The sequence below is a fragment of the Nostocoides veronense genome, from assembly GCF_039531185.1.
Taxonomy (GTDB): domain Bacteria; phylum Actinomycetota; class Actinomycetes; order Actinomycetales; family Dermatophilaceae; genus Nostocoides_A; species Nostocoides_A veronense.
This window is the reverse complement of sequence record NZ_BAAAPO010000022.1, coordinates 22705-44780: the sequence shown is the minus strand read 5'-3', so window position 1 is coordinate 44780 and position 22076 is coordinate 22705. Positions and strand designations below refer to the sequence as shown.

26 protein-coding genes are annotated in these 22076 nt (G+C 67.3%); 19 read left to right on the top strand and 7 right to left on the bottom strand.

What is annotated here, in order from left to right; all coding sequences use genetic code 11:
* From ABD225_RS06965 to ABD225_RS06940, 6 genes are all read left to right on the top strand, one after another.
* The coding region (locus ABD225_RS06965) for a hypothetical protein (RefSeq protein WP_344082872.1) at nucleotides 1-181 on the top strand (181 nt) is incomplete at its 5' end.
* On the top strand, nucleotides 178-741 hold the full coding sequence (locus ABD225_RS06960) for a MauE/DoxX family redox-associated membrane protein (RefSeq protein ID WP_344082870.1): 564 nt from the start codon (nucleotides 178-180) through the stop codon (nucleotides 739-741). The genes ABD225_RS06965 and ABD225_RS06960, both read left to right, overlap by 4 nt.
* On the top strand, nucleotides 738-1274 hold the full coding sequence (locus ABD225_RS06955) for a TlpA family protein disulfide reductase (protein ID WP_344082868.1): 537 nt from the start codon (nucleotides 738-740) through the stop codon (nucleotides 1272-1274). The genes ABD225_RS06960 and ABD225_RS06955 overlap by 4 nt, the downstream gene beginning before the upstream one ends.
* Complete coding sequence (locus tag ABD225_RS06950) at nucleotides 1271-1783, top strand: hypothetical protein (protein ID WP_344082866.1); 513 nt, start codon at nucleotides 1271-1273, stop codon at nucleotides 1781-1783. Before ABD225_RS06955 ends, ABD225_RS06950 begins: the two co-directional genes overlap by 4 nt.
* The gene (locus tag ABD225_RS06945) at nucleotides 1780-1935 is read left to right on the top strand and encodes a hypothetical protein (RefSeq protein WP_344082864.1); all 156 of its coding nucleotides are present in this window, start codon (nucleotides 1780-1782) and stop codon (nucleotides 1933-1935) included. The genes ABD225_RS06950 and ABD225_RS06945 overlap by 4 nt, the downstream gene beginning before the upstream one ends.
* Nucleotides 1936-2082: 147 nt before the next feature.
* Complete coding sequence (locus tag ABD225_RS06940) at nucleotides 2083-2505, top strand: hypothetical protein (RefSeq protein WP_344082862.1); 423 nt, start codon at nucleotides 2083-2085, stop codon at nucleotides 2503-2505.
* Here the strand turns inward: ABD225_RS06940 and ABD225_RS06935 are convergent.
* On the bottom strand, nucleotides 2502-3524 hold the full coding sequence (locus tag ABD225_RS06935; RefSeq protein ID WP_344082860.1) for an NAD(P)H-dependent glycerol-3-phosphate dehydrogenase: 1023 nt from the start codon (nucleotides 3522-3524) through the stop codon (nucleotides 2502-2504). The two genes, ABD225_RS06940 and ABD225_RS06935, sit on opposite strands and share 4 nt — an antisense overlap.
* A 73-nt stretch (nucleotides 3525-3597) precedes the next feature.
* Between ABD225_RS06935 and ABD225_RS06930 the strand changes: the two genes are divergently transcribed.
* The 5 genes from ABD225_RS06930 to ileS all read left to right on the top strand — a co-directional run bounded on the left by ABD225_RS06930 (nucleotide 3598) and on the right by ileS (nucleotide 9235).
* Nucleotides 3598-3945, top strand: a complete 348-nt coding sequence (locus tag ABD225_RS06930) for an MGMT family protein (protein WP_344082858.1) — start codon at nucleotides 3598-3600, stop codon at nucleotides 3943-3945.
* 126 nt (nucleotides 3946-4071) lie between these two features.
* A complete protein-coding gene (locus ABD225_RS06925; protein WP_344082856.1) occupies nucleotides 4072-4845 on the top strand; it encodes a DUF554 domain-containing protein in 774 nt (257 codons plus the stop codon).
* Nucleotides 4846-4966: 121 nt separating this feature from the next.
* Nucleotides 4967-5197: a hypothetical protein gene (locus tag ABD225_RS06920; RefSeq protein ID WP_344082854.1), complete on the top strand. Its 231-nt coding sequence runs from the start codon at nucleotides 4967-4969 to the stop codon at nucleotides 5195-5197.
* The gene (locus ABD225_RS06915) at nucleotides 5197-5586 is read left to right on the top strand and encodes a type II toxin-antitoxin system VapC family toxin (RefSeq protein ID WP_344082852.1); all 390 of its coding nucleotides are present in this window, start codon (nucleotides 5197-5199) and stop codon (nucleotides 5584-5586) included. Before ABD225_RS06920 ends, ABD225_RS06915 begins: the two co-directional genes overlap by 1 nt.
* A gap of 307 nt (nucleotides 5587-5893) precedes the next feature.
* A complete protein-coding gene (gene ileS, locus ABD225_RS06910) occupies nucleotides 5894-9235 on the top strand; it encodes an isoleucine--tRNA ligase (RefSeq protein ID WP_344082850.1) in 3342 nt (1113 codons plus the stop codon).
* Between the two features lie 61 nt (nucleotides 9236-9296).
* Here the strand turns inward: ileS and ABD225_RS06905 are convergent, their stop codons facing one another.
* From ABD225_RS06905 to ABD225_RS06895, 3 genes are all read right to left on the bottom strand, one after another.
* Nucleotides 9297-10013 carry a hypothetical protein gene (locus ABD225_RS06905; RefSeq protein WP_344082848.1) on the bottom strand — a complete coding sequence of 239 codons (717 nt, stop codon included), beginning with the start codon at nucleotides 10011-10013 and terminating at the stop codon, nucleotides 9297-9299.
* A 124-nt stretch (nucleotides 10014-10137) separates the two neighbouring features.
* Nucleotides 10138-10329: a YbdD/YjiX family protein gene (locus ABD225_RS06900; protein WP_344082846.1), complete on the bottom strand. Its 192-nt coding sequence runs from the start codon at nucleotides 10327-10329 to the stop codon at nucleotides 10138-10140.
* Nucleotides 10326-11396, bottom strand: coding sequence for a carbon starvation CstA family protein (locus tag ABD225_RS06895; protein ID WP_344082844.1), 1071 nt, complete (start codon nucleotides 11394-11396; stop codon nucleotides 10326-10328). Before ABD225_RS06895 ends, ABD225_RS06900 begins: the two co-directional genes overlap by 4 nt.
* Between ABD225_RS06895 and ABD225_RS06890 the strand changes: the two genes are divergently transcribed.
* The 8 genes from ABD225_RS06890 to ABD225_RS06855 all read left to right on the top strand — a co-directional run bounded on the left by ABD225_RS06890 (nucleotide 11311) and on the right by ABD225_RS06855 (nucleotide 18438).
* Nucleotides 11311-12702, top strand: a complete 1392-nt coding sequence (locus ABD225_RS06890) for a bifunctional folylpolyglutamate synthase/dihydrofolate synthase (RefSeq protein WP_344082842.1) — start codon at nucleotides 11311-11313, stop codon at nucleotides 12700-12702. The genes ABD225_RS06895 and ABD225_RS06890 overlap by 86 nt on opposite strands.
* Nucleotides 12703-12726: 24 nt before the next feature.
* Nucleotides 12727-13686, top strand: coding sequence for an aldo/keto reductase (locus ABD225_RS06885; RefSeq protein WP_344082840.1), 960 nt, complete (start codon nucleotides 12727-12729; stop codon nucleotides 13684-13686).
* A 22-nt stretch (nucleotides 13687-13708) separates the two neighbouring features.
* A complete protein-coding gene (locus ABD225_RS06880) occupies nucleotides 13709-14101 on the top strand; it encodes a DUF4233 domain-containing protein (protein WP_344082838.1) in 393 nt (130 codons plus the stop codon).
* A 4-nt stretch (nucleotides 14102-14105) separates the two neighbouring features.
* Nucleotides 14106-14528, top strand: coding sequence for a nucleoside-diphosphate kinase (gene ndk / locus ABD225_RS06875; RefSeq protein WP_344082836.1), 423 nt, complete (start codon nucleotides 14106-14108; stop codon nucleotides 14526-14528).
* A gap of 5 nt (nucleotides 14529-14533) precedes the next feature.
* A complete protein-coding gene (locus ABD225_RS06870; protein ID WP_344082834.1) occupies nucleotides 14534-15049 on the top strand; it encodes a MarR family winged helix-turn-helix transcriptional regulator in 516 nt (171 codons plus the stop codon).
* A gap of 63 nt (nucleotides 15050-15112) precedes the next feature.
* Complete coding sequence (locus ABD225_RS06865; RefSeq protein ID WP_344082832.1) at nucleotides 15113-16360, top strand: MFS transporter; 1248 nt, start codon at nucleotides 15113-15115, stop codon at nucleotides 16358-16360.
* Nucleotides 16361-16370: 10 nt separating this feature from the next.
* Nucleotides 16371-17768 (top strand): dihydrolipoyl dehydrogenase, encoded by a 1398-nt coding sequence (gene lpdA / locus ABD225_RS06860; RefSeq protein WP_344082830.1) that lies wholly within the window; start codon nucleotides 16371-16373, stop codon nucleotides 17766-17768.
* Nucleotides 17769-18093: 325 nt separating this feature from the next.
* Complete coding sequence (locus ABD225_RS06855) at nucleotides 18094-18438, top strand: hypothetical protein (protein WP_344082828.1); 345 nt, start codon at nucleotides 18094-18096, stop codon at nucleotides 18436-18438.
* Between the two features lie 101 nt (nucleotides 18439-18539).
* Here ABD225_RS06855 and ABD225_RS06850 read toward each other — a convergent pair whose 3' ends face one another.
* The 3 genes from ABD225_RS06850 to ABD225_RS06840 all read right to left on the bottom strand — a co-directional run bounded on the left by ABD225_RS06850 (nucleotide 18540) and on the right by ABD225_RS06840 (nucleotide 22014).
* Nucleotides 18540-19484: a carbohydrate ABC transporter permease gene (locus tag ABD225_RS06850; protein ID WP_344082826.1), complete on the bottom strand. Its 945-nt coding sequence runs from the start codon at nucleotides 19482-19484 to the stop codon at nucleotides 18540-18542.
* The gene (locus ABD225_RS06845; RefSeq protein WP_344082824.1) at nucleotides 19481-20578 is read right to left on the bottom strand and encodes a carbohydrate ABC transporter permease; all 1098 of its coding nucleotides are present in this window, start codon (nucleotides 20576-20578) and stop codon (nucleotides 19481-19483) included. The genes ABD225_RS06850 and ABD225_RS06845 overlap by 4 nt, the downstream gene beginning before the upstream one ends.
* Nucleotides 20579-20730: 152 nt before the next feature.
* A complete protein-coding gene (locus ABD225_RS06840; RefSeq protein ID WP_344082822.1) occupies nucleotides 20731-22014 on the bottom strand; it encodes an extracellular solute-binding protein in 1284 nt (427 codons plus the stop codon).
* Between the last annotated feature and the right edge of the window lie 62 nt (nucleotides 22015-22076).

Sequence of the window (22076 nt, the reverse complement as noted above, 5' to 3'; positions counted from 1 at the left end):
CAAGGGATTTCTCATGCTCCGACCCGCGCACAACCCACCACAACGTGACCCCGATCGGTGGATCCGGGCTTATCTGGTGCTCGACACCGAACGCGCCGTCTCTTATGGCATTCCGCGGCCCGGCACTGCGCTCGATGTGGTTGCCGAGGCCATGCGCCGCGTCCGCGTGGAGGCCGTATGACGACCGCCCTCCTCGCTGCGCCCGCGCTGCTTCTCCTGTGGGCGGCGGCGGCTCACCTTCGTGCCCCCGGGCCGTTGCGCGCCGCTCTGGTCGCGCATGGCGTGCTTCCTGCGGGTCTGCACCGTCCTGTCGCGATCTTCCTTGTCGTGGCGGAAGTCGTCGTCGGGTTCGCCGCCGTGGCCACGGCCACGGCCTGGTTCGCCGGCTCGCGACCCGTCGCCGCTCGGGCTGCCGCGCTGGCCGTCGCGGGCTTGACGCTGGCCTATGCCGGCTATGCCCTGCTGGCCTGGCGGGCCACCCAGTCCATCCGAGGCGCCAGGTGGCACGTGCCCTGCGGTTGCGGACTCGGCAACGAGCCGCTGACCGGTTGGCACGCAACCCGCGCCGCCTTGATGGCGCTCGCCGCCCTCACGGCCGCCGCCTGGCCGGGCGCACCAACCCCGAGCGGCCCGGCTGACCAGGCAATGGTGCTTGCGGCGACGCTCGCCATGGCGCTGCTCTTTGGTGTTCTGCCCAGCGCTCGCGCCCATGCGCCCCGCACCGCAGGGGTGCAGATATGAGCTTCACCGCCGCTGCCCTGACGCTCGCCTGGATCGCCCTCGCCCTCTTGGCTCTGGTGTGCGCCGGCCTTCTTCGAATGGTCACCGACCTCCGGTCGCGACCCCGCGAGACGAGCGCTGAGGGGATCGATGCTCGCCGCCTCGTGGGCTTCGGCCTGCCGTCGAGCGGACCGGCATCCGCCGTGCGGCCGCCTGGCGGCGGGATCGTGCTCTTCTCCTCGCCTAGCTGTCCGACCTGCGCGGCCGTGCTCGCCGAAATCGCCAAACTCGGGCCGCGATTGGTCGTCGTCTCCCTGGGCGACTGCGCAGGCACCGCCGCGGGCGCGCCGCGGGCCCACTGCATACCGCAGGCCGGCGAACTCTTCGACCGCCTCGGCATACCTGCTGCCCCATTCCTGCTGGCCGTCGACGCAGCCGGCACCATCACCTCGTCCCTGCTGCCCGAGTCGGCAGCGCAGGTAGCCACCTGGTTGGAAGCCGCCGCAAGGCTCGACCCGGCGCCCCCGATCCCAGCTCCCGAGGAGTCGCGATGATCACGTTCGCCGAACTACCCGAGGCCGACCAAGCCGGCCTGCGATCGCGACTGACCCAGACTCCGAGGCCCCGTCGCACGATCTTCCGCCTGGCTGGGGGAGCGACGATGGGCCTGGCCTTCGGCGGCCTTGGCCTGGTGAACCGCCTCGCAGATCGCGCCCATGCGGCATATTTCACCGACTACACCGATGAGCACAGCGGACCGTGCGACTCCTATGCGAGCAATCACACCGAGGAGGGTCGCAAGTGCGGGCCGTCGACACCGTGCAATGACTACTCCTGCTGCTGGAAATACCACGACGGAGCCGGCAACCAGGTCGGCTGGCACCAGCACGCGCCCTCGCCGACCGGCTACTTCCTGCACCGGCCCGACCAATGCTGGGCCGGCACCTATGACGCCTGGCAATGGACCTTCAGCGACGGTCACGTCTACCGGTGCAGCGATGGCTACACGTGCAGCCCCGGCGGCTCCTGCTTCTCCTCGATCTGCCCGTGGGCGGTGACATGACGGGCGGTGCCCGCCGCGTCCTGCGCGATCCCCTCCTGCTGCTGGCCGTATGCGCAGTCGCCGGCGTCCTCGCGACGCCGCTCCTCACCGGCTTCGGCTGGCTGCTGCTCGCCGCGGTCATCGCCGCCGTCGGTCTGTCCGGCTCGACCTGAGGTGTCAACAGCGCCTGGGCGCTGCTGGCCTCGGTCCGAGGCCGTTCCTCACGCCTGCTCGCCTGGCTTCCCTTCGCTGCGGGCACAACCCTCGGGGGGTCCTCGACGGGAGCCGGTCTCGCGATCCTCGCCGGGCTGCTCTCGCCCGTGCCGCTTCGGGCGCGCTGGGCTCTTGCCGCGGTGCTGATCGTGGGTCTCGTGATCCTGGACCTGACATCGCGCAAACTTCCTGTGCCGCAACGGGATCAACTCATCCCGCAGGAGGTCTTTCACGAGGGGATGCCGCTTGGGCTGTTCCGGTTCGGCGTCGAATACGGCACCGGTTGGCGCACCCTAATCCCCTCTGCTGGACCGTATGTCGTCGCCGCCGCCCTCCTTGCGGCCAACCGGCCGTGGTGGCAGGCGGTGCTCGTCGGTGCGGCATTCGGTGCCGCCCGAGCAGCGGCCGCGCTGCAACTCATCCTGGCCGGAGGCGACGGTCTCACGACGGCGCTCGCGGCACACCGGCGCGCGCTCGAACGCCTCGCCACGGTGGTGGCCGCCGCGTGCGTGGGGGCCGCTGTCCTCTAGGTTGCTGGACGCTCGAACTGGTGCTCCGGCTCGGAACGCAGCGGCCGCTCGGAGAAGAGCGCGCGAATGCTGCGCACCTCCATGCCGTCGTAGAGCACCGCGTGAACGACCTCACAGATCGGCATCTCCACACCAGCTCGCTCGGCCAGCGCCTTGACCGATTTGGCGTTCAGGACGCCCTCGGCGACCTGCCCGAGCTCGGCTTGAATGTCGGCCAGCGCGCGCCCCTGCCCCAGGCCGAAGCCGACGCGGTAGTTGCGAGATTTCACCGAACTGCACGTCAGCACCAGATCGCCGACGCCCGAAAGTCCAACTAGCGTCAGGGGATTCGCGCCACGGGCCACGGCAAGGCGGGCGATCTCGGCCAGCCCGCGGGTGATGGTTGCGGCGCGGGTGTTGGCGTCATAGCCCATGCCGTCGCCGGCGCCGGTCGCGATGGCGATGACATTCTTCGCGCACCCGCCGATCTCGACTCCCACCACGTCATCGGAGACATAGGGGCGCAGGAACGGGGTGTGGAAGGCGCGCTGCACGGCCTCGGTGACGACTGCGTCGCCGCCGGCGATGGTGACGGCGGTGGGGAACTCGCGGGCCACCTCGACGGCGAAGGACGGGCCGGAGAGGAAGGTGAGCCGGGTATGCAGTGCCGCCGGCAGGACATCCTCCAGCACCTCGCTCATCGTCATGAGCGTGTCGACCTCGATGCCTTTGGTCACTGAACAGATCAGGGCGGTCGCCGGGATGAGCTCGCGCGCCTGCTGCGCCACGACGCGCATCGCCTGCGACGGCACGGCGAAGACGACCAGGTCGGTCCCGGCGAGCGCGGCGGCGAGGTCAGGCTCACCCCATATGGTCGGCGGCAGGGTGATGCCGGGCAGGTAGCGGGTGTTCTCGTGGCCCGAGATCGATTCCAGGACAGCGGTATCCAGGTCCCAGGTTGCGACCCGGAAGCCCTTCGTGGCCAGGGTGTATGCCAGCGCCGTGCCCCACGACCCCGCGCCCAGCACCGCGACACGCACGAGAACCTCCACCTGATTGACGACCCGCCCCACCTTAGTGACGTGACGTCAGCGTGCACTACTGTGCCGCGGCATGGACGAGGCGGTGGTCGAGCGGGTGCTGCGCGTCGTCGAACTGATCCCGGAAGGCCAAGTGCTGGCGTATGGCGAGATCGGCGCCATCGTCGGCGTCGGCCCGCGGCTGGTCGGCACCATCATGAGCCGCTTCGGCGGGGGTGTGCCGTGGTGGCGAGTCACGAACTCCTATGGCGATCCGCCCGCTCATATCCGCGAGCGCGCCTTCGAGCACTGGACCGACGAGGGCATCGAGATCAAGCCCAACGGCCGCGGCTGCCGCATCGCCCGCTTCGGCGCCGACCAGCGCGCCCTCGAGCGCCGCTTCGCCGCCCCGCCGCCGGGGCCGGGGCCGGGGCCGGGGTAGTCGCTCATTTTTCTCCCGATGCCGAAAGTGTGCACTTAACCCTGCTTAAGAGCAGGGGGTAAGCGCAGACTTCCCGGGGTAAGACCGCCCTGCCGCCAGCGTGTCCGGGCATTAGGCTCCGCTGTCGTGTCTTTCGTCGGCGCCGGAACGGCTCTCAACACGGCAACTGTGGTCATCGGCTCGCTGGCCGGGTTGGCCATCGGCAACCGGCTGCCCGAACGGACGCGCTCGATTGTCACGACCGGGCTCGGTCTCTCCACGCTGCTCATGGCTGGCGCTTCGGCCTTCGCCGTCTTCGACCCGGCCCTGGAAGCAGCGGTCGGCAGCGCGGGCATGCTCATCGTCCTCGGCGCGCTCCTGCTAGGCGGCATCAGCGGCTCGTTGTTGCGCATTGAGGACCGCCTCGGCGGCGTCGCTGGGTGGGCGCAGGGGCTGGTGGCGCGCCGACGCGGTCGATCCGGCGCCGCCTCGGTCGGGGATGTCTCGGGAGAGCGCGAGCGCTTCATTGAAGGTTGGTTGACCACCACCCTGCTGTTTTGTGTGGGGCCCCTGACGATCCTCGGCTCGCTGGATGACGGGATGGGGCGCGGCATCGACAAGCTCGCGCTCAAGGCGGTCCTCGACGGCTTCGCCTCGATGGCGTTCGCCGCGTCCTTCGGCATCGGCGTCTTGCTCTCCGCGGTTTCGGTACTCGTGGTCCAAGGGCTGCTCACCGTTCTCGGTGTCTTCCTCGGCTCTGTCCTCGATGGGGCCCAGATCGCCGCCCTCACCTCGGTCGGCGGCCTGATGCTGGTCGGGATCGCCTTCCGCCTCCTGGAGATCAAGCAAGTCCCCGTCGGCGATCTCCTCCCCGCCCTACTCTTCGCCCCCGTGCTCGTCAGCGTGGTCGCCGCGTTCTAACCTGATCTGCCGCGATGCCAATAGACCGCGACTGATCGGTCCAAACGCCCGCGCGCCGCTCCTTTGGCATAGCGAAGGACCCCGAGCGCCCGATCCTCCTGCTTGGCGCCATAATGGCGCCATGCCCAGTGTCCAAGTCAAGAATGTTCCTGACGAGGTCCTGGCGGTCCATCACCGCCGGGCCCGCGCAGCGCACCAGTCCTTGCAGGAGTACCTCCTGCAGAGGCTCACGGACGACGCCGCCCGCGCTACCTGGGATGAAGTTCTGGCGGAGGTCGCAGCGTTGGATCGCCACCCTCTGAATCTCGATTCCTTGAACCAGATGATCCGCGAGGATCGCGAATCCCACTGATGGTGGTTCTTGACGCGGGAGCCATGGTGGTGGCGCTCCTCGACGAGGGCGCCTCGCACGACCGTGTGCACGGCTTGCTGCGTGCTGGCTGTCATGCGCCGGACGTCCTTCGCCTCGAGGTGCAGTCCGTGCTGCGGCGACTGGAACGAGCGGGGCTAGTGCCCCGAGAGATGGTGGAGTCCGCGCACAAGCTCTTCACTCGCTTCCCCATCGACTATGTCACCCACGCTGGGTTAGCCGTTCGGTGTTGGGAGTTGCGGCACACGGTGACGCCCTTCGATGCGGCATATGTCGCAATCGCCGAGGGCCTGGACGTTCCACTGGTGACCACGGATGCGCGACTCTCCCGGGCATCCGGCCTGCGCTGCACGATCGAGGTGCTCACCTAGCCGCCGCGCGAAAGGCGGGGCGAGCAGGCATACGCGGCGGGTAAACTCGCCACCACAGGCGTTCGAGCCGTCATCAGCGGCGAGCCTCCGGAAGAACGGCGGGAGACCGCTCATTAGACCCGGACGGGAGTGGCCCGTCATAGCCGGCACGAGCGGTCGTATGCCGCGCGCTCACCTGGGCGGGCGCCATACGGCAAGCGAGGTGGTACCGCGGTGGCGGCCCGAACCCGGGCCGGTGTCGTCCTCGTGTTGACGAGGAGACCCGGCTCTCACGAGGGGCCGGCCGAGCACGGAGCACCGCATACCGATGGCCTATCCGAAGGCAAGCAGCACCGGCAGCACAGCCGTCCCGTCCAGCCCGCGCTTCCCCGCGATCGAGGAGGCCGTGCTGAAGTATTGGGACGCCGACGGCACCTTCAAGGCATCCATCGACAATCGCCCGGCCGGCGAGAATGGCGACAACGAGTTCATCTTCTATGACGGCCCGCCCTTCGCCAACGGCCTGCCGCACTACGGCCACCTGCTGACCGGCTACGTCAAGGATGTCGTCCCGCGCTACCAGACCATGCGCGGCAAGCGCGTCGAGCGCCGCTTCGGCTGGGACACCCACGGCCTGCCCGCCGAGCTCGAGGCGATGAGCCAACTCGGGATCAAAACCAAAGACGAGATCCTCGAGATCGGCATCGAGGCCTTCAACGCCAAGTGCCGCGAGTCCGTCATGAAATACACCACCGAGTGGCGCGACTATGTCACCCGCCAGGCGCGCTGGGTCGACTTCGACAATGACTACAAGACGCTGAACCCGACCTTCATGGAGTCGGTCCTCTGGGCCTTCAAGTCGCTCTATGACAAGGGCTTGGTCTACGAAGGCTTCCGCATCCTGCCCTACTGCTGGAACGACCAGACGCCGCTGTCCAACCACGAGTTGCGGATGGATGACGAGGTTTACAAGATCCGCAAGGACCCTGCGGTCACCGTCGGCTACCGACTCCAAACCGGGCCGTATGCCGGTGCACTCGCCCTGATCTGGACCACCACTCCGTGGACCCTCCCGTCCAATATGGGCATCGCCGTCGGTCCCGATGTCGACTATGTCGTCGTCGAGTCCGATGTGACCGGCAAGACCGAGCGCTACCTGCTCGCACAGGCGCGGGTCGCGGCATACTCCCATGATCTATGGCCCGGCAAGGACGAGGCGGCGGTCGCCACCCGCAAGGACCCGAGTGCGCGAATCGTGGCCCGGCTCAAGGGATCTGAGCTGGTCGGCTCGACCTACCAGCCGCCCTTCCCCTATTACGAGGGCTACGCGAACGCCCACCAGGTCATCGCGGCCGACTTCGTCACGACCGAGGACGGCACCGGCATCGTCCACATGTCGCCCGGCTTCGGTGAGGACGACAAGGCGGCGCTGGATCGGGTCGGCGTTGAGACCGTCGTGCCCGTCGGCCCCGACGGGACCTTCATCTTCCCGGTCACCGACTATCAGGGCCTGCACGTCTTCGACGCCAACCCGGTCATCACCGAGCACCTCAAGGCGCGCACCTTCCTCGATGGCACGGGCGCCGACAACGCTGGGGGAGAGGCCGATCCGGGACCGGTGACCGAGGGCACGGTGCTGCTGCGCCGCGAGACCTACGAGCACTCCTACCCGCACTGCTGGCGCTGCAAGCAACCGCTGCTCTATATGGCCGTCTCGTCCTGGTTCGTCGAGGTGACGAAATTCAAGGACCGGATGCTCGAGCTGAACCAGGAGATCTCCTGGACGCCCGACAACGTCAAGGACGGCCAGTTCGGCAAGTGGTTGGAGAACGCCCGCGACTGGTCGATCAGCCGGAATCGCTTCTGGGGCAGTCCGATTCCCGTCTGGCGCTCCGACAACCCGGAGTACCCACGCCTCGACGTCTATGGCTCCTTCGCCGAGCTGGAGGCCGACTTCGGCGTCCTGCCGCGCAACGAAAAGGGCGAGCCGGACCTGCACCGGCCCTTCATCGACGAGCTGACCCGGCCCAATCCCGACGACCCCACCGGCGCCTCGACGATGCGCCGTGTCGAGGATGTCCTCGACGTCTGGTTCGACTCCGGCTCCATGAGTTTCGCCCAGGTGCACTATCCCTTCAACAACGCCGAATGGTTCGAGCACCACTTCCCGGGCGACTTCATCGTCGAATACATCGGCCAGACCCGCGGCTGGTTCTACACCCTGCACATCCTCGCGACCGCGCTGTTTGACCGGCCGGCCTTCCAGTCCTGCGTCAGCCACGGCATCGTGCTCGGCGACGACGGCCAGAAGATGAGCAAGTCGCTGCGCAACTATCCCGACGTCTCGGAGGTCTTCGACCGCGACGGCGCCGACGCGATGCGCTGGTTCCTCATGGCGAGCCCGATCCTGCGTGGCGGCAACCTCATCGTCACCGAGGAGGGCATCCGCGCCGCGGTTCGCCAGGCGATGATCCCGCTGTGGAATGCGTGGTACTTCTTCGCGCTGTATGCCGGGGCGGCTCGGTATGACGCGCAGTGGCGCACCGACTCCACCGACGGCCTCGACCGCTACATCCTCGCCAAGCTGCGGGAGTATGTCGCGGACTCTGAGGCAGCCCAGGATGCCTACGACATCCCGCGCGCTTGTGAGCTGACTCGCGGCTTCCTCGATGTGCTGTCGAACTGGTATATCCGCCGTTCCCGTGACCGGTTCTGGGCCGCGGACGGTCAGGTGGACCAGTCGAGCAAGGACGCCTTCGACACGCTGTACACCGTCCTCGAAGTCGTATGCCGCGTGGCCGCCCCCCTCATGCCGCTCGTCACTGAGGAGGTATGGCGCGGGCTCACTGGCGAGCGTTCGGTGCACCTGGCGGACTGGCCCAATGCCGAGCACCTGCCGGCCGATCACACGCTGCTTGCGGCGATGGACCGCATCCAGGCGATCTGCTCCGTCGGCTCATCGCTGCGCAAGGCCGAGAAGCTGCGCACCCGACTTCCGCTGGCGACGCTCACGGTCGTCAGCGCGGATGCCGCTGCGCTGCAACCCTTCTCGGCGATCGTGGCCGATGAGCTCAATGTCAAGACGGTCGACATCCGCGATCTCGCGGACGCGCACGAGTCCGACTTCGGCATCAGCCAAAAGCTCAATGTCAACGCCCGAGCCGCCGGCCCGCGCCTCGGCAAGGACGTGCAGCTTGCGATCAAGGGCAGCAAGTCCGGGGACTGGTCGGTGGCGTCCGATGGCACCGTCACGGCGGGTGGACTCGCCTTGGTTGAGGGCGAATACACCCTCGAAACCATCGTCGACACCGAGGGTGGGGGATCGGTTGCGACCGGCCTGCTGCCGGGCGGCGGTTTCGTCGTCCTCGACACCGAGGTCACTCTCGACCTCGAGCTGGAGGGCGCCGCGCGCGACCTGATCCGCGCTGTCCAAGGCGCTCGCCGCGACGCCGGCTTCGACGTCTCGGATCGCATCGCCTTGGTGGTGACTGGCCCAGAGTTCGTCGAGCGCTCTGTGGCGGCCCACCGCGAGCTGATCAAGCGTGAGACCCTGGCAACGATCCTGGAAGTCACGCAGGACGCCGACCGGCTACGTCCTGGCACCGAAGGCATCGTGGACGTCACCATCGGCGAGCGCTATCCGGTGCGCGTCCAGGCACGCCGCGGCTGAGCGCCGAGAGCACAGCAGCGGGTCCGTGGTCGCCTGAGGCGACCACGGACCCATCGCGATTTCAGCCCAGACTGGCGCACTGGCCGGCGAGCCCGCCGGACGCGACATTGCCATTCCCGGTGGGGGCGATGACATTTCCAGAGCAGTTCGCCTTGCCGCCCATGGTGTTGTTCTTGGCGACGAAGGCAATCTTGACGGTATTGGAGAAGAGCGCCAGGTTGCCGCGAACGACATTGTCCCGCAGTCGAATTGCCGGGCTGTCGTTGCCGTAGACCTGGATGTTGTTGCCGACTCGGTTGTCGAAGACGCCGATCCGGTGGTGGTTGTTGTGCAGGATGATGTTGTTCTTGATCGTCATCTGGCAGATGGCGATCGGCCCGAAGTTGTTCTGCAGGTTGATATTTCCGCCCGCATTCGGGTCGACCTTGCAGCCGTCGTTGCCGATGATGATCTCGCCGGTCGTCCGACGGAAGTGGATCTGCCCCCAGACGTCGGTGTCGATGATGTTGACCTTGGCGGCCTCGTTGCCCTTGACATTGAGCCGGATCGTGGCGTCCTTGGTCATCAAGGTCGCCCCCTCTGACACCGTGACATTGCCGCTGACCTTCGCCCCGTCCAGGGTGCAGGTCGCACCCACCGGCACGAAGATCGCGGGATAAGACCCCGTGAGAGTGCCCGTGCAGACCGTGGCGGGCGCGGCGGTTGCGCTGCCGGCACCCATCCCCATGCCGGCGATGGCCAGCGTGGTGGCCGCAATCCCCGTCAGCATTCTCTTCATACTGTTCCCCAATCCCCGTGCGATCACCGTTCGGTGACCGGCCGCCGCTCGGCGGCTCCCTGCCACCTTAATGGCGGTCATCGCCAAAGGTTAGGAAATAGTAAAGATTGAAGAATCCACTGCCTCAACAGCAGCGGGACGTGGGATTTCGGTCCATCTCGTCATACTTCGCCCGCCAGAACTCCCGCTCCGAGGGGATGCGGGCACCCGGGTGCACGCGGGCCAGGTGGGCGCAGTAGCGCTCATACGCATCTGCACCGGTGACCCCGCGCCAGAACCGACGCAGGGACCGCCCGGTGTCGAGAAGCCCGGTCAATGGTGGACCCCGACCGGTGTCGGATCGAGGCCGGCTTCCTTCCACTCATCGAGCACTTGCTGCTCGGCGGCGGTCGGTCGGAAGCTGCGGGGAGCGAAGATCTTGGACGGGATGTCCTCGGCCTCACTCGTCGGCAAACCTCCAGCGCGAACGGCCTTGACACACACCACCATTGCCGCGACGAACACGATGATCACCAAGCTGGCGTAGATGATCGAGAGGCTGCCTTGGATCATCGTGTTGAAGACGACCTTGTCCATGTCCGCCGCGGTCTTGGCCGGCGCGACGATCTTCCCGGCATCCCGGGCCGTGACGAAGGCGTCGTGCTGCGCGAAGTAGACGATCTTCGGGTTGTCGCTGAAGATCTTCTGGTAGCTCGCCGACAAGGTGACGATCAAGTCCCAGGCCAGCGGGACGCCCGCCACCCAGGCCCACTTGAACTTGCCCTGCTTCATCAAGACCGTGAAAACGACGGTCAGGGCGATCGCCGCCAGCAACTGGTTGGCGATGCCGAAGAGCGGGAAGAGGGTGTAGATGCCGCCTAGCGGATCCCGCACACCCATCAGCAGGATCGAACCCCAGCCCGCGACGACGATCAGCGAGCACAGCCACGCACCGACGCGCCACGACGGGTCCTTGAACTTGCCGAGGCCGGGCAGGTTGCCGATGGCGTCGGAGAACATGAACCGCGCAACCCGAGTCCCGGCGTGCCGAGCAGACCGATCAGCGCGAAGACCACTTTGGCGCGCGGGGTCAGCGTTTGTGGCTCCTCGACCGCGATCGGCGGCCGGTCCGGGTCGTTGCGGTGGACGAGCACACCATTTCCGCGATTCTCCACTGAGCTCTTCATTGAGCGCCTCCGCGATCAGCAGCGATTGTGGGACGAGTCGAAAGGCTGGCGTCCGGCTCGCCGTCGCGGTGTCTAAGCCACTCTCTCGCAGCCCTTTCGTGATCCGGGCCGAACGCTGAGACAATCGCCCAGTGAGCCCGGCACCCGATACGGCCGCCCGCGAGGCGGCATACCAACTGGACCTGACCAAGCGGATGCGCGAGGCCGAGCAGGCCATCCTTGCCCGTGCGCCCGAGCACGATCTCGAACCAGACCTGTCCCGGATTTCGGCCGTCATGGACTTGCTCGGCGACCCGCAACGCACCTTCCCGGTCATCCACATCACCGGCACCAATGGCAAAACGACGACGGCTCGGATCGCGGAGGCGTTGCTGCGCGCCACTGGCCTAAATGTCGGCCGATTCACCTCACCGCACCTGCACACGATGCGCGAGCGCATCAGCATCGGGGGCGCGCCAATTTCTGTCGAGGCCTTCCTGGAGGCGTATGACGAGGTGCTGCCTTTCGTGGAACTGGTCGATGCGCGCAGCACGGCTGAGGGCGGACCGCGGATGACCTACTTCGAGGTCATCGTCGCGATCGGCTATGTCGCCTTCGCCGACGCGCCCGTCGATGTCGCGGTGGTCGAGGTGGGTATGGGGGGCGGCTGGGATGCGACCAATGTCGCCGATGGTCAGGTCGCCGTCATCACCCCGATCTCGATGGATCACGCGCACTTCCTGGGTGACACTTTGGAGGCAATCGCGGGGGAGAAGGTCGGCATCATCAAGGAGGATGCCCTCGTCGTCGTTGGTGTCCAAGGGCCCGAGGTCGTGCCCTTTGTCGTCGAGCGCGCCGAGCAAGTTGGTGCGCGAATTGCCTTCGAGGGCAACGATTTCGGCGTCGTCGCCCGCGAGGTTGCGGTGGGCGGGCAACAGGTCAGCCTGCGCGGCCTCGCCGGTGACTATCCCGATCTCTTCCTCAACCTGCATGGCGCCCACCAAGCGCACAATGCGGCGATCGCGCTGAGTGCTGTCGAGGCATTCCTCGGCGGTGGCGAGCGCCGACTCAATCAGGAGATCGTGCAGGAGGCCTTCGCCGAGGTCACCTCGCCGGGCCGTCTGGAGATCGTGCGGCGCAGCCCCACCGTGCTCGTGGATGCGGCGCACAATCCGGCCGGCGCCCAGGCGCTCGCCACCGCGCTCGCGGAGGAGTTCGCCTTCGTCAAACTCGTCGGCGTCCTCGCGATCCTGGGGGACAAGGACGCGACGGCCATGCTCGAAGCCCTCGAGCCGGTCCTGGAGGAAGTCGTCATCTCCCGCTCCACCTCGCCGCGCGCGATGGACCCGGCTGCGCTGGGCGCCCTCGCCGAGGAAATCTTCGGCGAGCACCGGGTGTATGTCGTGCCCGACCTGCCCTCCGCTCTGGACCGAGCCGCGGAGTTGGCGGATGACGGCGGGGTCGGTGGCGGAGTTATCGCGACGGGATCCGTGACGACCGCCGCCGACGTCCGGATGCTGCTCGGAGCAAGGGGTTCCGTCTGAGGACCAGCGCATAGGGTCGACGTCATGGAACAGCGGCAACTCGGTAATGGCGGTCCCTCGGTCAGCGTGATCGGCCTGGGCTGCAACAACTTCAGCCGCACCGGCCGCGCGACCGAGACGCTGGAGGGCACCAAGGCCGTCCTCGACGCCGCCTTGGATGCGGGGATCACGCTGCTCGACACGGCCGATATGTACGGCTCCCCAGCCACCGGCTCCGAAAGCCTGATGGGCGAGGCGCTGCGCGGACGGCGCGAACAGGTCGTGCTAGCGACCAAGTTCGGCCACGTCGATTATCCGATTCCGGGCACCGAGGACTGGGGCCCGAAAGGCGGGCGAAACTACATACGCCGGGCGTGTGAGGCCTCGCTCGCGCGGCTGCAGACCGACTACCTCGACCTCTATCAGCAGCACACGCCCGACCCCAGCGTCCCGATCGAGGAGACGCTCGGAGCGCTCGGCGAACTGGTCGACGAGGGAAAAGTGCGCTTCATCGGCCACAGCAACTTCGATGCGGCCCAGGCCGAGGCGGCCGATGCCGCCGCGGCGCGGCTCGGCGGCCACCGCTTCGTCTCAGCGCAGAACGAACTGAGCCCGCTCGCCCGGGCCGTTGAGTCCGACCTGATGCCCACCCTGCGGCGCATTGGCGTCGGCTTGCTGCCCTATTTCCCGCTGGCCAACGGGCTGCTGACCGGGAAGTATGCCCGCGACCACCGCCCCGAGGGCACCCGCATCGTCAACGACAAGCCCGGCTTGTTGGAGGGCGTCGATTGGGACCAGCTCGCGGCATACCAGGCCATTTGCGATGCCGCAGGCGCGCCGATGAGCCAGGTCACCTTCGCCTGGCTCCTGACCCGGCCTGGCCTGGTCAGCGTCATCGCCGGCGCCACCTCGCCGGGTCAGGTGATCGAGAATGCCGCCGCGGCCTCGGTGCGCCTGCCGGGCGATCTGGTCGCGGCGATCGACGAACTGTTCACGGTCGGCTGAGCCGCGACATACGCTGTCGACCATGCGCGCACCCCTGGGCAAGTTCACCTGGCGCATGCTCGCGACCGTGCTCGCCGGCCAGGGCATCAGCATCATGCTTGGCGCGGTGCTGGCCCGCTCGCTCGCCGCGACCACCGGCGAGGGCCACCCCGGCGTTCACCTGTGGAGTGGGCTCGCACTGGGCCTGCTGTGTTTCGTCGCAGCAGGCGGTATGCGGAGGGGCTGGGGCCTCCCGCTCGGGTGGGCCATCCAGGTGCTCACCCTCGCCAGCGCCCTGATCGTGCCGATGATGCTCTGGGTCGGGCTGATGTTCCTCGCCCTGTGGGTGTACTGCCGGCGCAAGGGACCAGTCCTCGACGCCCAGATCGCCGCACGGGACGCGGCGACGGCGCACGCGGACGCGCCGATACAGTAACGACGTGACCGAACGTTCGCTCGTCCTGATCAAGCCCGATGGTTTCGCCCGCGGCCTCACCGGCGAGGTCCTCGCCCGGATCGAGCGCAAGGGCTACCGCCTGGCCGCCGTGCAGATCCTCACCCCGACCCGCGAAGCGCTCGCCGAGCACTATGCCGAGCATGTAGGCAAGCCGTTCTACGAGCCGCTCGTCGACTTCATGTCCTCCGGCCCGGTGACCGCGGTCGTCATCGAGGGGGAGCGGTGCATCGAAGGCTTCCGCAGCCTCGCCGGCACCACCGACCCGACGAAAGCGGCGCCCGGCAGCATCCGCGGCGACTTCGGGCGCGATTGGGGAAAGGCCGTGCAGGAGAACATCGTTCACGGCTCGGACTCCCCGGAATCGGCAGCCCGCGAGATCGCCATCTGGTTCCCCGGCCTGGCCTGAACGCCATGCCGGAACGCACCGCCCGCGCCGAATACCAGGCAGCGGTCGCGGCCTACGTCGCCGCCGGCGGCGACGAATCGGTGCAGCGCGTGATCACCGCCATCTCCTCGCTCTCACGCAAGCTCGATCGGTGGTATGACCGCCAACTCGCCGACCTCGCCATCTCGCACGGCGACTGGTCGGTGCTCTCGCAATTGGCCCGCGCCGACGGCGGGCCCCTGATGCCCTCCCGGTTGGCGGACGCCGCGCAGGTCGCCGCTTCGTCGATGACTGGCCGCTTGGACCGCCTCTGCGAGCGTGGGCTCGTCGTGCGTGAGCCGGATCAACGCAATCGCACCCGCGTGTTGGTGACCCTGACGTCTGCCGGATGGGATCTGTTCGCGCAGGCCATCCGCGATGCCGACATGGTCGAGGCCGATGTGCTCGCGCCGCTGACGACTGCGCAGCGAAGGCAGTTGGCCGACCTGCTCGATGTCGTCATCACCGGACTGGAGGCCGACGAGGTCGCGTCGACAAGCTGAACCTTCGTGAGCTAATATTTCGGTTCCGAAATATTCATCTACGAAGTCTGCGTTGTCCTCATCATGCGTTCCCGTCTGCTCATCCTCGCCAGCGCCATCGCGATGCTCGGATGGGGAGCCGTCCTGCCCTATCAGTACGCCTATGCCGCCACGACCCGCGGCTGGGGCGGGCTGGTCGCCGCGGCGGCCTCGACCCTTTTCTCGGTAGGAGCGCTCATCGCCGCCCCGGTCGGCGGACGGCTCGCGGACCGGATGAATCCGGCGCGCGTCGCGCTCGTCGCGAAGTTCGCCGCCGCCTTGGCGATGCTCGGCCTGATCACGGCCGACCGGCCCGCGACCTTCCTGCTGGGCATGTTTGCCTTCGGGGTCGGTGTCACCGCCGCTACGCCGGCGCAGTCGGTGCTCGTCCTGCGTTGGGTTGGGGACCACGACCGCCGTCGCGTTTTCGCGTGGCTGTTCACCGCGGGCGCCCTCGGCATGGCGATCGGCGCCTTCGCCGCCGGCTTCGTCGTCGATCTTGACCGCGCCGACGGTATGACGCCCGCCTTCGCCCTCGCGGCCGCCGGCTTCGCGGTCTCCGGGCTGCTCATCGCCGCCGCAGCCTATGGAGCACCCGGTGCCACGGCATACGATCTGGGCGAAGACCCGCTGCCCTCGGTCACCGGGCTGCGCGCGCTCCGCGCGATCTGGGCCGTGCCGGCCCTGCGGTGGACGGCCGTCGTGACGGTCGCTCTCGCGCTGGGCTTCTACGCGCAATTCGAGAGCGGGCTGCCGGCATACGCCCTGACCAGCCTGCATGTCGAGGAGCGGACGGTCGGGCTCGCCGCCGCGCTGAACTCGGTCGTGATCATCGCGCTGCAGATGGTCGTCGTGCGGGCCACCGCGCGCCGCAGCGCCCCCACGCTGCTCATGGTCGTCGGCTCGATCTGGACCCTCGGCTGGCTGATGCTCGCCTCCGCGCTCTTCGCGCCCGAAGTGGCCGGGGCGATCTTCGTCTCCAGTTTCGCGGTCTTCGCCGTCGGCGAAACGATGTATGCCCCGATTCTCAGCCCGCTGACCGCCTCGCTGGCGCCGGAGGGCATGGTCGGCACGACGCTCGGCATCTTCACCGCCGTCCAGACCTCGGCCTCCGCGGTCGGCCCGCTCGTCGCGGGTGTCCTGCTCGGTGCCGGAGCCGTATGGGGATTCCTCGGCCTGCACTTGCTCGTCTCGTTGGTGGCCATCGCCGGTGCGTGGCGGCTGCGCGGTGTGCTGCGCCAGCCGGTGCCTGCCCCGCTGCCGCCGGTCCGGTCCACCGCTACCGTCCACTAGGGTTGCAGCCATGGCTGACTTCGATGTTGTGGTCCTCGGTGCTGGTCCTGGCGGGTATGTCGCGGCGATTCGCGCCTCGCAATTGGGCAAGAAGGTCGCGGTCGTCGAGAAGAAGTACTGGGGCGGCGTCTGCCTCAATGTCGGGTGCATCCCGAGCAAGGCGCTGATCAAGAACGCCGAACTCGCGCACACGCTGACCCACGACAAGGCGAAATACGGCATCGAGGGCGACGCGACGATGTCTTTCGGCCCGACCCACAAGCGGTCGCGTCAGGTGTCGGCCGGCATCGTCAAGGGCGTCCACTTCCTGATGAAGAAGAACAAGATCGAGGAGATCGACGGCTGGGGCACGCTGACTTCGCCGACCTCGATGTCGGTCGCCCTCAACGATGGCTCCACCCGCGAGGTCACCTTCGACAACCTGATCATCGCCGCGGGCGCCGTCACGCGGATGCTGCCCGGCGTCTCGGTCTCGCAGAATGTTGTGACCTATGAGGAGCAGATCCTCGACGAGAACCTGCCCGGCTCGATCATCATCGCCGGCTCCGGCGCCATCGGCGTCGAGTTCGCCTATGTCCTAAAGAACTTCGGCGTCGACGTGACGATCGTGGAGTTCCTTGACCGGATGGTCCCGACCGAGGACGCGGACATCTCCAAGGAGCTGTTGAAGCACTACAAGAAGCTCGGCGTCAAAGTGCTGCTCGGCACCAAGGTCGAGTCCGTCGAAGACACCGGTTCCGGTGTGCGCGTGACGGTTTCGCCGGCCGCCGGGGGAGACCAGCAAGTCCTCGAAGCCGACAAGCTGCTCTCCGCGATCGGCTTCGCGCCGCGCACCGAGGGCTACGGCCTGGAGGCGATCGGGGTGGCGTTGACCGATCGAGGCGCCATCGCGATCGACGACTTCATGCGGACCAATGTCCCCAATGTCTATGCCATCGGCGACTGCACCGCCAAGATGATGCTCGCCCACGTCGCCGAGGCGCAGGGCGTCGTCGCCGCCGAGACCATCGCCGGCGCCGAGACGATGCCGATCGACTACACGATGATCCCGCGCGCGACCTACTGCCACCCCCAGATCGGCTCCTTTGGGCTGTCGGAGGCGCAGGCCAAGGACGCGGGGTATGACGTGAAGACCGCCGCCTTCCCCTTCTCCGCCAATGGCAAGGCCATGGGCCTCGGCGACGCCGTCGGCTTCGTCAAGGTCGTCGCCGACGCCAAGCACAACGAAATCCTCGGCGCGCACATGATCGGCCCCGATGTCACCGAGTTGCTGCCGGTCCTGACCCTGGCGCAGAAGTGGGACCTGACCGCCGACGAGGTCGCCCGCAATGTCTTCGCCCACCCCACCCTGTCCGAGGCTGTCAAGGAAGCCGTCGAAGGCATCGCCGGCCACATGATTAACCTGTAGTTCTCTGGTTCGTCTCCTCCTCCCGGGTCTTGGTCGGCTCGTTCCTCGCCGCCCGCGACCCGGGCATCGTCGCCGAACCGCGTCCACGCTGAGCCGCCGACCGGGGGTCTTCTAACCTCTGCTAACAGAAGGTGGTCAAATCCGCACAGCTTGCACGGTCTGCGGAGTTGACCAACCTGTGCTGACGCCGTGAGCGGCCCGCGCTCCGCCTGATCGCGGACCGACCGCCCGTCGCGCGGCCAGCTCGGGGAAGTGGCCCATGACGGGCGCTGCTCCGTGCCGCGGCTAGGGTCGTGGCCATGACGACCCCTGGCTGCTGCTGCGTATGACGCCCACGTACACCCCGCCGATCCTGCCGGAGGTATGGCGCGGGGCGCTCGGGCGACGGCAGGCGAGTGGACTGGCCATGGCCGGTCTGGTGCTCCTGATCACCGCGCCGGTCGTCCTACTCACGGCACTGAAGGCGCCGACGGACTGGCGCGCATTGAGCGTATGCGGAGTGCTCCTCGCGTTCCTTGCCCTCGTTTGGCCCCGTCGAGAGTCCCGGCTGCCCGCCGCGATCGGAACGCACGACGGGCAGGCCATCACCGCCTCACGGCATACCTCGAGAATCCCGAACTCCGGCCGGAGTTGGGCACGCCAGTTGCTGTTGACCGGTCACGTGCGATGAGCGCGGAGTTGACCGACCTGCGCACCCGATACGGACTGCGCCCCGGCTGACCGGACTGCTGGTCTGCCGGGGCGCAGCGGGTGGGAGCCCTCCTCGAAAGCTCAGCCCTTGTCGGCGCCGGCATTGGCGCCTTGGGTGAAGAAGCGCTGGAAGATGATGAAGACGATCGCCGTCGGGATGGTCATCAGCAGGGCCGCCGCCATCTTGATCGGGTACTGATTGCCCGAGCCGAGGCCGCCGAGGGTGAAGCCAGCGACGCCCCGGGTGAGGGTGTAGAGCGACTCCTTGTTGGTGGCGATGATGAAGTGCCCCAGCTCATTCCACGACCCCTGGAAGGACAGGATCGTGAGCGTGATCAGCGCCGGCTTGGCCATCGGCAGCACGATCGACCAGAAGGTCCGGAAGGTCCCGGCGCCGTCGATGCGCGCGGCCTCCTCGACCGACGGTGGGATCGACTCGAAGAACTGCTTCATGATGAAAACCCCGGCGGCGTCGCACATCAGCGGCACGACGAGCGCGGACGGCGTGTCGTAGATCCCGTAATACTTCAGCGCCAGGAACTTCGGAAGGAGCAAGACGATGCCGGGGACCGACATGACCGCCAGGATCGCGGTGAAGAGCGCATTGCGACCGCGGAACTTAAGCCGTGCCAGCGCATAGCCAGCGAGCGAGCAGAAGAAGACCCGGGCGATGGTGACGATGACCGCTACCCACACCGAGTTGAAGAACCACCGCGGGAACTGGGTGTCGGCCAGCCGCTGCATGGCGTCCGTCGTGAACGGGTTCGGGACCAGCCCGAGCGGATTGTTGTTCGCGTCAGCCTGAGTCTTAAAGGAGGTCACGAGCTGGATGACGAACGGGAAGATGTACATCAGCGAGAAGAGCACGAGCAGGACATAAAAGAGCGTCTTCTTGCCGCTGCTGGAGCGCCCGACGAGTTGACCGTCGCTGGTTGGCGCGGCCGGCTCGGTCACGACCCGGCGCGGGGCGTCGCCGCCTGGTCCTTCGGTGGGTTCCAGCAGTCCGCTGGGGCCGGCGGTCGTCATGCGGGCACCTCTGCCTTCTTCTCGGCGCGTCGTTGCTGGCGTTCGAGCTTCTTCTCGCGCGCCGCGTCCTTGTCGCGCAGCAGCCAGCGCTGCGCTTGGGTGAGCAGGAAGATCAGGAGGAAGAGCAGGAAGGCCATGGCGGCACCTTGTCCCCATTTCTGGTCCCGGAAGGCCGCCTGATAAGACAGAAATGCCGGGGTCAAGGTCGTCTTGCTCGGTTTGCCCTGGCTCATCACATACATCTGGTCGAAGACCTGCCAGGTGCCGATCACGCCGAGGGTGACGACGAGCAGGATGGTTGGTCGCAGGTGCGGGACCGTGACATTCCAGAACCGCTGGCGAGCGTTGGCGCCGTCGACCATGGCGGCCTCCTCCACCTCGGCTGGCAGGTCCTGGAGGGCGGCGATGAACATCAGCATGAAGGTGCCGGCCGTGGTCCAGATGACCTGGAACATGATCGCGGTCATCGCCACGCTCGGGCCCTTGATCCATTCCCAGAGCGACAGGTTCATGACCTTGGTGTCGGCGAGCCCGGCCGGCGGGGAGTCGATATTCCACACGCCCACCAGGTCACCGAGGAGGTGGATCAGGCCGCGCGGGTCGGCGAACCAGTTCGGTCCGTGGACCCCGAACCAAGCCAACACCCCATTGATGGCGCCGGAGCCGGCGAAGAGAAACAGGAAGACGAGGGAGATCGCCACAGAGGAGACCACCGAGGGGAAGTAGAAGGCGGTCCGGAAGAAGGTGCGGCCGCGCAACCATTTCTGGTTGACCAGCACCGCCAGCAACAGCGCCAGCGCGGTCTGGATGGGCACGACCCCGAGGACGTAGTAGAAGGTGTTGCGCAGCGAGGTCATGAAGTCTTGCCGCGCGAGGCCCTGCTTGCCGAGCAGATCGGTGTAGTTCTTCAAGCCGATGAACTCGGTGTTGCCACCGAAGGGGGATCCGCGGCCGGTCCAGTTCGAGACCGAAACCCACAGCGCCATCACGATCGGCACGACGAGGAAGAGGCCGAGGATGACGATCATCGGCGTGACGAAGACCCAGCCGGCCACGGGCTGGCGCATCGGGTCGCCGGACTTGCTACGAGCCATGGGTGAGCTCCTGCGAAGAAGGGGCGGGCGGCATACCGGCCGGAATCAGCCGGAAGGCGTTGTGAGGGTGAGGACTTCGTTGTGCGGATGTCCTATGCCGGGCCGGTCGCAGGGGAAGGCCGGCCCGGCACAGGGGTCTTCTGGGTGGTGCGTCAGCCGCCCATCGCCGAAGCGGCGTTCTCGTCGAAAGACTTGGTGGCGCCGGCGATGTCTGCGGTGCCCATCTTCTCCAGCTGGCTGTTGAGCTCGGCGACCACGTCGGTCAGGTCGGGCACATTGATCGGGCCGTGGCCGTACTCCCCGCCGGCAACGAAGGCGGCGTCCTCGGGGTACTTGGTCTTGTACTCCTGCGCCGCATCGGTCCGCGAGGGCATGACGCCGAAGGCGTCGGCGAACTTCATCTGCTGCTCGGCGGTCGTCAGGGACTTGATCAGGGCCTTGGCGGCGTCCTTGTTCTTGCTGTCGGCGGCCAGGCCCCAACACTGGGTGAACATCAAGGTGCCCTTCTGGGCGCCCGCGGGCAGTTCGACGGTCTTGTACTTCACATCGGGGAAGTCGTTCTTCAACGCGCCCTTGATCCAGTTGCCCTCGATCACCATCGCCGAGAGCTGCTTGCCAAAAGCTTCGCCGCCCCAGCCAGCGCCCAGGTCGTTAGACATTTTGAAGTTGCCGGCCTTGACATTGTCTTGGACGTACTTCAGGGCATCGGTGACCTTGGCGTCCGCCGCCGCGGGGGCGGTGTTGTCGGCGTTCAGCCACCAGCCCCCGTTCTGCACCACGAAGGCGCCGAGGCGGTCGATACCCACGCCGATGCCGAGACCGGCGACCTTGTCGGTGGTCAGCTTCTTGGAGACCTCGGTCAATTGGTCCCAGGTGGTGGGCACGTCGGCGTCGGTCAGGCCCGCCTTGGTCCACATGTCGGTGTTGATCTGCAGGGCGAGGGAGGAGAAGTCCTTCGGCACGCAGTACTGCTTGCCGTCATAAGTGAAGGTCTTGCGCAGCGCCTCGAAGAACTGGTCGTTGTCCGCGAAGCCGTCGCCATAGGCCTCGAGCGAACCGTTCTTGGCGAAGGTCGCGAACTTGCCGGCGTCCATGTACATCACATCGGCGGGGTTGCCGCCGGCGAAGCCCTGGGCGAGTTCTTGGTCCATGTCCGAGGCGACCGTGACCTCGACGGTGATGCCCGTGGCCTTGCCCCAGGCGTCGGTGGCCTCTTTGACCGCGGCCGTTTCGGCGTCGCCGGAGGAGGCGATGAGCATCCGCAGGGCGGCGCCAGTCGGGGCAGAGGAGGAGGTGTCCGAAGACGTGCCGGAGCCGCTTGCCGAGGTGGTGCTGGAACTGGAGGACTCGAAGCCGCCGCCGCCACAAGCGGCCAGCGAGATGGTCCCGGCGACGGCCAGGGCCATCGTGACGACGCGGCGGGGAGTGTGTGCCATGTGTGTCTCTTTCGTGATGTGGCCTGGGGGCCGGTGGTTGTGGTCTTTGGGGTATGAGGTAT